This window comes from Bradyrhizobium sp. P2_E8 (assembly GCF_056403875.1).
This window is the reverse complement of record NZ_JBFUES010000134.1, coordinates 1-11,352: the sequence shown is the minus strand read 5'-3', so window position 1 is coordinate 11,352 and position 11,352 is coordinate 1. Positions and strand designations below refer to the sequence as shown.

General features: G+C 64.5%; 11 protein-coding genes. 9 read left to right on the top strand and 2 right to left on the bottom strand.

Annotated elements, in window-relative coordinates; translation table 11 throughout:
- Positions 1–590, bottom strand: a 590-nt coding sequence (locus AC1D00_RS10280) for a glutamate--tRNA ligase family protein (protein WP_477010588.1), incomplete at its 3' end; no start/stop codon positions are given.
- Positions 591–744: 154 nt separating this feature from the next.
- Here AC1D00_RS10280 and gltX point away from each other — a divergent pair.
- From gltX to AC1D00_RS10235, 9 genes are all read left to right on the top strand, one after another.
- Positions 745–2,172 carry a glutamate--tRNA ligase gene (gene gltX, locus AC1D00_RS10275; protein WP_135175963.1) on the top strand — a complete coding sequence of 476 codons (1,428 nt, stop codon included), beginning with the start codon at positions 745–747 and terminating at the stop codon, positions 2,170–2,172.
- Between the two features lie 168 nt (positions 2,173–2,340).
- Positions 2,341–3,645, top strand: a complete 1,305-nt coding sequence (gltA, locus tag AC1D00_RS10270) for a citrate synthase (RefSeq protein ID WP_011087607.1) — start codon at positions 2,341–2,343, stop codon at positions 3,643–3,645.
- Positions 3,646–3,746: 101 nt separating this feature from the next.
- Positions 3,747–4,451 (top strand): hypothetical protein, encoded by a 705-nt coding sequence (locus tag AC1D00_RS10265; RefSeq protein ID WP_477010587.1) that lies wholly within the window; start codon positions 3,747–3,749, stop codon positions 4,449–4,451.
- A gap of 161 nt (positions 4,452–4,612) precedes the next feature.
- Positions 4,613–5,791 carry an ROK family transcriptional regulator gene (locus tag AC1D00_RS10260; RefSeq protein WP_477010589.1) on the top strand — a complete coding sequence of 393 codons (1,179 nt, stop codon included), beginning with the start codon at positions 4,613–4,615 and terminating at the stop codon, positions 5,789–5,791.
- A gap of 58 nt (positions 5,792–5,849) precedes the next feature.
- Complete coding sequence (locus AC1D00_RS10255; protein ID WP_477010586.1) at positions 5,850–7,136, top strand: ABC transporter substrate-binding protein; 1,287 nt, start codon at positions 5,850–5,852, stop codon at positions 7,134–7,136.
- Positions 7,137–7,180: 44 nt separating this feature from the next.
- Positions 7,181–8,056: a carbohydrate ABC transporter permease gene (locus AC1D00_RS10250; protein WP_477010585.1), complete on the top strand. Its 876-nt coding sequence runs from the start codon at positions 7,181–7,183 to the stop codon at positions 8,054–8,056.
- The gene (locus AC1D00_RS10245) at positions 8,049–8,906 is read left to right on the top strand and encodes a carbohydrate ABC transporter permease (RefSeq protein WP_477010584.1); all 858 of its coding nucleotides are present in this window, start codon (positions 8,049–8,051) and stop codon (positions 8,904–8,906) included. Before AC1D00_RS10250 ends, AC1D00_RS10245 begins: the two co-directional genes overlap by 8 nt.
- A gap of 10 nt (positions 8,907–8,916) precedes the next feature.
- The gene (locus tag AC1D00_RS10240) at positions 8,917–10,032 is read left to right on the top strand and encodes an ABC transporter ATP-binding protein (RefSeq protein ID WP_477010583.1); all 1,116 of its coding nucleotides are present in this window, start codon (positions 8,917–8,919) and stop codon (positions 10,030–10,032) included.
- Positions 10,029–10,796 carry an SDR family NAD(P)-dependent oxidoreductase gene (locus AC1D00_RS10235; protein WP_477010582.1) on the top strand — a complete coding sequence of 256 codons (768 nt, stop codon included), beginning with the start codon at positions 10,029–10,031 and terminating at the stop codon, positions 10,794–10,796. Before AC1D00_RS10240 ends, AC1D00_RS10235 begins: the two co-directional genes overlap by 4 nt.
- 118 nt (positions 10,797–10,914) lie before the next feature.
- Here AC1D00_RS10235 and AC1D00_RS10230 read toward each other — a convergent pair.
- Positions 10,915–11,352, bottom strand: a 438-nt coding sequence (locus AC1D00_RS10230; protein ID WP_477010581.1) for a glycosyltransferase family protein, incomplete at its 5' end; no start/stop codon positions are given.

Genomic DNA, 11,352 nt, shown 5'->3' with positions numbered 1-11,352 from the left:
ATGCGGTACAGCACGGGATCGCGCAGATTGATGTTGCCCGCTTCCATGTCGATCTTGGCCCGCAGCACACGCGCGCCGTTGGGGAATTCGCCCGCCTTCATGCGGCGGAACAGGTCGAGGTTCTCGTCCACGCTGCGGTCGCGGAACGGCGAGTTCTTGCCGGGCTCGGTCAACGTGCCGCGGGAGGTGCGGATTTCCTCCTGGGTCTGGTCGTCGACATAGGCGAGCCCGTCGCGGATCAGCGTCTCCGCCCATTCGTACAGGCGGTCGAAATAGTCCGAGGCGAAGAACAGGTTCTTGCCCCAATCGAAGCCGAGCCAGCGCACGTCGGCCTGGATGGAATCGATATATTCCTGCTCTTCCTTGACCGGATTGGTGTCGTCGAAGCGCAGATGGCAGCGGCCCGGAAACTCCTGGGCGATGCCGAAATTGAGCGCGATCGACTTGGCGTGGCCGATATGCAGGTAGCCGTTGGGCTCCGGCGGGAACCGGGTCACGATTTCCTTGTACTTGGCCTGGTCGAGGTCGGCCTGGATGATGTCGCGAATGAAATCGCGCCCAACCTCAGTCGCCACCGGTTCTGTGCTCATCCGAAAATCCTGTAGGGAAATCAGCGGTCCTTCTGCCAAATTCGCGTGGCCGAGCCAAGAGCTTAAGCAAGGCCCGGCAGGTCCGCCGTCGGGCTTTAGTTATGCTCTGGTCCTGCTATACACCACCGCTTCCAATGCATAGGCCCTGCCAAGAATGACCGATTCCGTCGTCACCCGCTTTGCTCCCTCCCCGACCGGCTTCCTCCACATCGGGGGCGCCCGCACGGCGCTGTTCAACTGGCTCTATGCCAAGAAGCATGGCGGCAAGATGCTGCTCCGGATCGAGGACACCGACCGGGAGCGCTCCACCGAGGCCGCGATCGGCGCCATCCTCGACGGATTGAAGTGGCTCGAGCTCGGCTGGGATGGCGACGTCATCTACCAGTTCAGCCGCGCCGCCCGCCACCGCGAGGTCGCCGAGCAGCTGCTCGCCGACGGCAAGGCCTATCGCTGCTACGCCACCGCCGAGGAGCTCACCGCCATGCGCGAGAAGGCGCGCGCGGAGGGCCGCACCCGCCTTTATGACGGCATGTGGCGGGACCGCGACCCGGCCACGGCCCCAGCCGACGTCAAGCCCACCATCCGCCTGCGCGCGCCGCAGACCGGCGAGACCGTGATCGAGGACCAGGTCCAGGGCCGCGTGGTCTGGCAGAACGAGAACCTCGACGACCTCGTCCTTTTGCGCGGCGATGGCAACCCGACCTACATGCTCGCAGTGGTGGTCGACGACCACGACATGGGCGTCACCCATGTCATCCGCGGCGACGACCATCTGATCAACGCCGCCCGCCAGAAGCAGATCTATGATGCGATGGGCTGGGCGCTGCCGAGCATGTCCCACATCCCCCTGATCCACGGCCCGGACGGCTCGAAGCTGTCGAAGCGCCACGGTGCGCTCGGCGTCGATGCCTATCGCGCCATGGGATACCTCCCGGCCGCACTCCGCAACTACCTCGTCCGCCTCGGCTGGAGCCATGGCGACCAGGAGATCTTCTCGACCGAGGAGATGATCGCCGCGTTCGACCTCGCCAGCGTCGGCCGCGCCGCCGCTCGCTTCGACTTTGCCAAGCTGGAAAACCTCAACGGCCATTACATCCGCCACGCCGACGATCAATCACTCGTGAAGATGTTCGAGGACGTGCTGGACCACGTCGTGCCCAGCCGCGACGAGCTTAAGGCCAAGTTAAACGACACCACGCGCGCGCAGCTTCTCAAGGCCATGCCGGCCCTGAAGGAGCGCGCCAAGACGCTGATCGAGCTGATCGACAGCGCCTATTTCATCTTCGCCGACCGGCCGCTGGAGCTTGATCCCAAGGCGCAGGCGCTGCTGACGCCCGAGAACCGCAAGCTGATCGGCCAGCTTCATTCCGCGCTGGAGAATGTCGAGACATGGAGCGGCGCCACGACGGAAGCCGCGCTGCGCGCCTTTGCCGAGGAAAATAGTCTCAAGCTTGGCGCGGTCGCACAACCCTTGCGGGCCGCGCTGACCGGACGGACGACGTCGCCTGGTATATTTGAGGTTTTGGACGTGCTGGGACGCCAGGAAAGTTTGGGCCGGCTCAAGGATCAGGCCAAGGACTAGGCAAGGACTAGGCTAGACGTAAGTCGAGCATGCGCGGCGCCATCTTGCAGCGCACACAGCAATAATATACCCATCTCCCCCGTACCTTCTGGAACATCCGGCCTGCCCCCACCATGTCATCGGGGCCTTCCGGGTCCGGCCCGTTTCACCATACATCGGGGACCTACGATGGACGCAAAAGCAAGCAATAAGACCGCCACGCTGACGGTCGGAAACAAGAACTACGATCTCCCGATCCACAGCGGCAGCGTCGGGCCTGATGTCATCGATATCGGCAAGCTCTACGGCCAGTCGGGCCTGTTCACCTACGACCCGGGCTTCACTTCCACCGCGAGCTGCCAGTCCAAGATCACCTATATCGACGGCGACGCGGGCGTGCTGGAATACCGCGGCTATCCGATCGAGCAGCTCGCCGAGAACGGCGACTTCCTGGAGACCTGCTACCTGCTGCTCTACGGGAACCTGCCCACCGCCGCGCAGAAGAAGGATTTCGACGATCGCGTGATCCATCACACGATGGTGCACGAGCAGATGGCCCGCTTCTTCCAGGGCTTCCGCCGCGACGCCCATCCGATGGCCGTAATGGTGGCTTCCGTCGGCGCGCTCGCCGCGTTCTATCACGACTCCACCGACATCAACGATCCGAAGCAGCGCATGATCGCGTCGATGCGGATGATCGCGAAGATCCCGACGCTGGCGGCGATGGCCTACAAATACACGATCGGCCAGCCCTTCGTGTATCCGAAGAACTCGCTGAAGTTCGCCGAGAACTTCCTGCACATGTGCTTCGCCGTGCCGTGCGAGGAGTACAAGATCAATCCGGTGCTCGCTGACGCGCTGGACAAGATCTTCATCCTGCACGCCGACCACGAGCAGAACGCCTCGACCTCGACGGTGCGCATCGCCGGCTCCTCCGGTGCCAACCCGTTCGCCTGCATCGCCGCCGGCATCGCCTGCCTCTGGGGCCCGGCGCATGGCGGCGCCAACGAAGCCGCGCTCGCGATGCTCGCCGAGATCGGCAGCGTGGACAAGATCCCCGAGTTCATCGCCAAGGTGAAGGACAAGAACAGCGAAGTCCGCCTGATGGGCTTCGGTCATCGCGTCTACAAGAACTACGATCCCCGCGCCAAGATCATGCAGAAGATGTGTCACGCCGTGCTCAAGGAGACCGGCCATGGCGACGATCCGATGCTGAAGGTGGCGATGGAGCTCGAGAAGATCGCGCTCAGCGACCAGTACTTCATCGACCGCAAGCTCTACCCGAACGTCGACTTCTATTCGGGCATCACGCTGAAGGCGATGGGCTTCCCGGTCTCGATGTTCACCGTGCTGTTCGCGGTCGCCCGCACCGTCGGCTGGATCAGCCAGTGGAGCGAGATGATCGAGGATCCGCAGCAGAAGATCGGCCGTCCGCGCCAGCTCTACACCGGCGTCACTCGCCGCGACTACGTCGCGATCAAGGATCGCAAGTAAGGCTTTAGCCAACACGGCTTTCGAGACGGCGCCATCTCACGATGGCGCCGTTTTTGTTTGGCAGGATGCCGAGACCAGCGAGCAAAGCGCAGGGCGAGCGGATGCGGATCACGAACCCGGTGGATGGATGGTTGCAGGTCGTGGCCTGTTCGACGTTCCCCGATGCGGCCGGCGAGATGGTGCTTCATCCCAGATGCGACATTGACGGGATCATCACCGCGGAGCGCGTCGCAGCGACTGCGGTGCGATACAGCGGGTATGATGTACCCAAACCGAAATGGCCGCACCCCGGGACGGTGCTTCCTGTTACCGTGGACCTTGCTGATCCCACGCGGTTCAGGATCGAATGGGATCTGGTGCCGACCGGGCGCGAAGCCGCCGAAAGGCTCGCTGAGCATTTGCGCGGCGAGCAGCAGGCCGACACGTCCGGACACCGGCCGTTTCCCCGCGTCTGGCGCGAGGTGGAGCACTCGGCATCGTCGTCGGCTCTGGTCAACGGCCTGACGCCGCAGCAGATGGAGATTGCGCTTGCCGGCGGCGCCGCAGCCCTCGGCCTGGTCCCGACCACGGCGAAGGTGTTGATCGCACACGAGGTGCAACCGAGCAGCGCGCCGGGCGGRACGTGGGACATTGCCCTCGCGGTGAACGACCCCAACGGCGGAACGGGTTGGGAAGCGGTCACGCGCATGTCGTTCAGCAGCTCGAGCCGCCGCGAGAACCGAACCGCCGTCGGGAACGAGTTGCCTGTCCTGGTCGACCCGGACAACCGCAAACGGATCATCATCGACGTCGTGCGTCTTGCGTGAGCGGTGCGCTGCCGACGGCCAAAGCAGTGACGTCGCGCGTAGATTGGGATCCGATCTTGCTGCCGCGCACAACAACAAGTCGATRTATCGCGCACCAAGCGCCTTGACAGGCGAAACGCTCCGCGCGCAAATTCTTACAGTAAGTAAGAATGACGATAGGGATGGAAATGCCGGAGCAGCCGAGAAGTCGGCGGCAGACGCGCGCTGCCATTTTGACTCATCTGCTTCAGTCGGGTGGTTCGTTTCGCCCGCCTCTGGCCAAGGCCGTGCGCTTGTCGGAAGCGAGCCTGTCGCGCATCCTGTTTGATCTGAAGGCCGAAGGCCTGATCGAGGAGGTGCGCCGCCCTGCCCCTTACGTCGGTGGCCCGACGGGCCTCGTGTCGCTCGATGGTTCGGTGGCGCTTGCGGCCGTCGAGCTGACCGGCCAGTGGCTGAGCGTCGGCGTTGGGACCTTGTCGGGCGAGCTGCACTATACGGAGCGGGTGGCGCTGCCGGAAAAGCCCACAATCGAGTCCGTCGGCCGGGTGTTTCGCGAGGCGCTGACATTGCTGCGTGACTGGACGCGGCGCCGCCGCATCACGCTTGCACAGATCGGCGTCTCCATYCCGGGCCTCGGCCGGCTGAGCATATCGACCAATCCGATCATCCCCTGCGACGTCGGGCGCATCAGCGCCACGCTCGCCCAGCTGTTTGCCGGCGTGCCGGTCGAGTTCACCAATTCGGTCGTCGCCCACGCCACCTTTCATCGCTGCCGCAGGGAGAACTATCCGTTCAGTGGCGCGCATCTATTCGTCTTCGTCGGCCAGGGCGTCGCAGGCACCTGGGTGGACGATCCGACCGAGGCCGATGCCCTCCAGCCGGTCGAACTCGGCCACATGGTGTTCGGCACCGACGGACCGCGTTGCCGCTGCGGCCATCACGGCTGCGTCGAAGCCTATACGTCGCTCCCCGCCCTGGCCGAGCTCCTTGGTGTTTCCGAAGCCGAATTGCTTCAGCTCGGCAACGATTGGGTGACCGCGATCCCGCTCTCGGCGCGCGTTCGCCAGGAACTGCGCCGGCGGCTGTTCCGACTCGGGCTTGCGATCGGCAACACGCTGAACGTCAAGCCATGCCGCGGCGTTGCAATCAGCGGCTGGCCGTCGCTGCTTGCGGAGGACGATCGGAAGGCTCTGGTCGACGGCGTCGACGCCAGCCTGCTCGGCGGCCCTCAGCATGCGCAGGTATCGCTCGCTTTCGTGCCGCCGTCGAACGGCAACGATCCGCGGGCCGCGCTGGCGTTCGCTGCCTTCTGCCTCGCTTGCCGCGGCGGCATGCCCGCCGCATCGACGGAGGCCGCCTGAAATGCACTGAAGCTGCGCGGCTCTCGCGCAAAAGAGTTCACACCGGGAGGAACTTGCCATGCCGATCACAACAACAAGGCGCCGTCTGCTCGCTGGATCTGCTGCCGCGCTCSCGCTGCCGGCATTTGCCCGCGCCCAAGGCGCGGTCAAGCCGCGCCTGACCGCGATCTCGCAATGGTCCGCCGGCAGCGACGGGGCGGCCATCACGGCGCTCGGCAAGAAATTCGAGGAGAAAGGAGGGGTCTGGCAGCACTCGCCCGTCCCCGGGTTCACCACCGAGATGATGAACAAGCTGCGCGCTCAGATCATTGCCGGCGATCCGCCGGCCTGCTCGCAGCTCAAGGGCCCCGAGATTGCGGCCTGGTCGAAGATCGCCCCGACCGTCGATCTCGACGCCGTCGTCGCTGCGGCAGGTTACGAGAAGGTTGTCGCGCCGGACCTCGCGAAATTGCACAAGCCGGGCGGCAAGTGGATCGCGCTGCCGTTGCAGATCTACAGCACCAACATGCTGTTCCTCTCCAAGCGCGCGATGGACAAGGCCAAGGCCGACAAGATCCCGGTCACCTGGGCCGACTTCAACGATCTTGCCGAAAAGATGAAATCAAGCGGTGTCACATATCCCGTCGCGAACGGTGGCACCCGCGCCGACGATGGTCAAAAATTCGAGGCCTCGCTCGCCGGCATCAGTCCTGCTGCATACCGCACAGCCATCATGAATCTCGACAAGAAGGCCCTGGAGGGTCCCGAGATCAAGGCTGCCTTCGCACAGATGCGCAAGATCACCAACTGGATGGACCCCAATGTCGGCGCCCAACCCTATGCCACCAACTTGAAGCGCTTCGTCGACGGCGACATGGGCATGATGATCATGGGCGGGTGGGCGCAGGGCGTGTTGCGCAACGCCGGTTTCAAGTTCGACGACTTCGTGATCGCGCCGGGCCCCAGCGACAATGGCAAGCCTGTGTTCCTGTTGAATGCCGATGCCTTCATCTTCTGGCAGCGCAAGGAGGCGGATCTCCAGGCCGGCCAGATGTTGATGGCCCAGCTCGTCATGGATCCGGCGATCCAGACCATGTATTCGCAGATCACGGGATCGATCCCCGTGCGCACCGATGTCGATCTGTCCGGTGAGGGCTGGTCGGATGGTCAACGGCGAACCGCAGCCGCACTCAAGGATGCCGTGGCCAACAATCAGGCCGTCCTGAGCCTCGCGCACAACATGGCACAGGAAAACGGCCTGACAGCTGCGATGATCGACGTGTTCACCGAATACGCGAAGAACAAGACGATCAAGCCTGAGGAGGCCGTCACCCGCCTCGCCGACGCCGTCGAGGGGGCGCGTTGACCCACACCGCTTCGAGGGCAACGGGCCGGTCGGCGACCTCTGAGATGGTGCGCCGGCTGCCCGAATATCTGGTGATCTGGGTGCCGCTGCTGTTGTCCGCAGCGCACCTCATTTCGTTTTCGATCTGGACAATCTGGATTTCATTCACGCCCTCCACTCTTATTCCGGTCTCGGGTTGGGTGGGCCTGCGCAACTACAGTGCGGTCCTGGCGTCGCGGAACTGGCAGATCGCTTTCGACAATCTGCTGCTGTTCGGCATCGCTTTCGTGCTGCTCAGTCTGATAACCGGCCTCCTGCTCGCGATCCTGCTCGATCAGCGCATTCGGGCTGAGAACGTGCTGCGGACCATCTTCCTGTACCCGCTGGCGGTGTCGTTCGTCGTCACCGGCACGGTTTGGAGCTGGCTGCTCAATCCCAGCATCGGCATCGAGAAGCTTGTCCATGACCTCGGCTGGACCTCCTTCCACTTCGACTGGCTGGTCAACCGCGACATGGCGATCTGGACCATTGTCATCGCGGCGATCTGGCAATCTTCGGGCTTCGCCATGGCCCTCTTCCTTGCCGGCCTTCGGTCGGTCGACGCCGACATCATCAGGGCCGCGCAGATCGACGGCGCCGGGCCGATCCGAACCTATTGGCGCGTCATTTTGCCTACGCTCTGGCCGATCACCATCACGGTCGTCGTTGTCCAGTTGCAGTTCGCGATCTCGGCGTTCGACCTCGTCCGCGCACTCACCAATGGCGGGCCGGGAATCGCGACCCAGCTGCCGGCCCTCGTCGTCTACGATTTGATGTTCCAGCGTAACCAGCTCGGCCGGGGCGCGGCGGCAGCGGTACTGATGTTGCTCATCCTTCTCGCAGTGCTGCTGCCCTATGCAGCGTGGCGTTATGTCCGGCGACGGCAGGCTGCCCATGCGTGACCGAAGCTTCGCCCCAAGCCGGATTCTGATCTATCTCGTCGTAACATTGTTCGCGGCCGCCTATCTCGCGCCGCTGGTTATCGTCGTGCTGAACTCGCTCCGGACCAATGAGGAGATCGCACAGAGTTCGATGATCGGCTGGCCGCAACACTGGGCCTGGGGCAACTACGCCCTGGCCTGGAGCGGTTTCTGCCTCGCCGAGACCTGCGCCGGCATCCGGCCCTACATGTTGAACTCAGCGCTCATCACGATCCCTGCGACGATCTTCTCGACGCTGCTCGGTGCCGTCGCCGGCTATGCCGTGTCGCTCTGGCGTTTTCGCGGCGATAACTGGATCTACGGTATCGTCACCCTCGGCCTCTTCTTGCCTCAGCAGATGCGCCTGCTGCCCTGGACCATCGTGCTGCGGGACATCGGGCTGATCAACACGCTGTCGGGTCTCGTGCTGATCCACACGATCCAGGGCCTCTCCTTCACCGTTTTGTTCTGCCGAAACTACTATGTCGCAATTCCCCAAGAACTGATCAGGGCCGCGCRSATCGAYGGCGCCGGGTTCTTCCGCATTTTCTGGCGCATCATCCTGCCACTCTCCTCGCCGATCCTGATCGTCACCGTGATCTGGCAGTTCACCCATATCTGGAACGAGTTCCTCTATGGCGTGACATTCACGACCGGCCAGCAACAGCCCGTCACAGCCGCGCTCATCGCACTGTCTGCCCCGGTCGCAGATATCCCCAAGCATGGTGTGCAGAGCGCTGCGGTGATCATCGCAGCGCTCCCCACTCTGCTGATCTATCTCTTTGGCGGCAGGTATTTCGTACGCGGCCTCACTGCCGGGGCCGTGAAATGATGGATGTGTCATGGCCGCACTGAGCATTCGCGCCCTGTCCAAGCGCTACGCCAATCTGGAGGTGCTGAAGGGCATCGACCTCGATATCGAGAGCGGCGAATTCACCGTGCTGGTCGGGCCATCCGGCTGCGGCAAGTCCACGCTGCTCAACATCGTCGCCGGGCTCGATCGCGCGAGCGACGGCACCATCGAGATCGGCGGGCGCGTCGTCAACGACGTCCCGCCCAAGGACCGCGACATCGCCATGGTGTTCCAGTCCTACGCGCTCTATCCGTCGATGACGGTGCGCCAGAACATCACCTTCGGCATGGAATGCCGAGGCATAGCCAAGGCGGAGCAGGAGAAAGCGCTGGCGAACGTCGCCAGGCTGCTCCAGATCGAACCGCTGCTCGCCCGCAAGCCGTCGCAACTGTCCGGCGGCCAGCGCCAGCGCGTGGCGATGGGGCGCGCCCTGGTGCGCGATCCCCTGCTCTTCCTGTTCGACGAGCCGCTCTCCAATCTCGATGCCAAGCTGCGCGTCGAGATGCGCATGGAGATCAAGCGGCTGCACCAGCGCATTGGGGCCACCATCATCTATGTCACCCACGACCAGATCGAGGCGATGACGATGGCAACCCGCATCGCCGTGATGCATCGGGGCGTCGTGCAGCAATTCGCCGACCCTGACACAATCTACCGATACCCGGCCAATCTGTTCGTCGCCCGCTTCATGGGCTCGCCGCCGATGAACACTATGCCGGCCCGTCTCGAGGCCGACGCTGGCGGACCCGTCGTGGTGATCGGCGCAGGCCGTCCGGACGAGGTCCGTCTCCGCCTGCAGAGCTACGACGCGGCGGCGTCGTATGTCGGCCGCGAGGTGGTGCTCGGGATCAGGCCCGAATGCATCGCCGAGGGCGACCGCGTGTTCTCCGGAGCCGAGGGCCCGCCTGTCATCGTCACCGCGCCAGTCGAGCTCGTCGAGCCCACTGGCGCGGAGACCATCGTCCTGCTGCGGCTTGGCGGCGAGCCCGCACAGGCGCGCATCTCGCCGGACATTCGCCCGACGCCGGGTGCCGCCGCYTCCTTTGCCCTCGATACCCGTCGCCTTTGCCTGTTCGACCCCGAGACGGAGCGACTGATCGCATGACCCAGACGAGCTATGCCGGCCTCGCGGACCGCGTGGTGCTGATCACCGGTGGCGCCAGCGGCATCGGTGCCGCCTTCGTGCGCGCCTTCGCAGGCCAGGGCGCCCGCGTCGCGTTCCTCGATATCGACGAGGCGGCCGGCGGATCGCTGGTGGCAGAGGTGGCGGCCGCATCCGGCACGGCACCACTGTTCGTGCCCTGCGACCTCCTGGACATCGACGCCTTGCGCGCCGCAATCGCGCAGGTCCACCGGTCGCTCGGCGACGCCGCGGTCCTCGTCAACAACGCCGCCAACGACCGGCGCCAGGTGCTGGCCGAGGTGACGCCATCCGAGTTCGACTGGATGATCGGCGTCAACCTCAAGCACGTCTTCTTCGCCGCACAAGCAGTCGTGCCGCAGATGCAGGCGCGCGGCGGCGGCTCGATCATCAACATGTCGTCGATCGCCTGGATGCGCGGCGGGCCGGCGCTGCCGGTCTACGCCGCGGCAAAGGCGGCGATCGTCGGCTTTACCAACTCACTGGCGCGGCTGGTCGGTCCCGACCGCATCCGCGTCAACGCGATTGCGCCCGGCATGGTGATCACCGAACGCCAGCGCCGGTTGTGGTATCCCGACGAGCAGACCATCGCCGAGATTCGCACGCGTCAGGCGATTCCCGATGCAGTGACGCCCGACGACATCGCCAACATGGCGCTGTACCTCGCCTCCGATGAGAGCCAGCGCATCACGCGCCAGTGTTTTCAGGTCGACGGCGGCTTGGGTTAGAGCGTGATCCGGAAGAGTATCGTAGGGTGGGCAAAGCGCAGCGTGCCCACTATCTCTCCGCCACCGAGAAAGGCACGGTGGGCACGCTTTCGCTTTGCCCACCCTACAAGACCGTCGTCTACCGCCGCCCCTTCCGCATCGTCGCGAGAACGACGTCGGCGGCGAGCACGCTCGGCGACTTGTTGCCGGTCGACATGGTGGTGTCGAGCCGGGCGAAGGCTTCGACTTGCCGCTTGCGCAGCAGCGTCTCCGTCAGCACTTCGGCCAGCGCGGGCGCCAGTTTCTCCGGCGTGCAGTCCTCCTGCAAGAACTCCGGAATGACGTCCTCACCGATCACGAGATTGGCAAGGATCACCGAGGAGACGCGGATCGCGCGGCGCAGGATGAAGGCCTCGATGGCGCCGACGCGATAGGCCGTCACCATCGGAATGCCCGACAGCGCCAGCTCCAGCGTGACCGTGCCGGATTTCGCCAGCGCAGCGTGCGCGATCCGGAAGGCGGTGCGCCTCTCGGCCTCGCCGATCACGATCTGCGGCTTGACCGGCCAGCTTGCGAT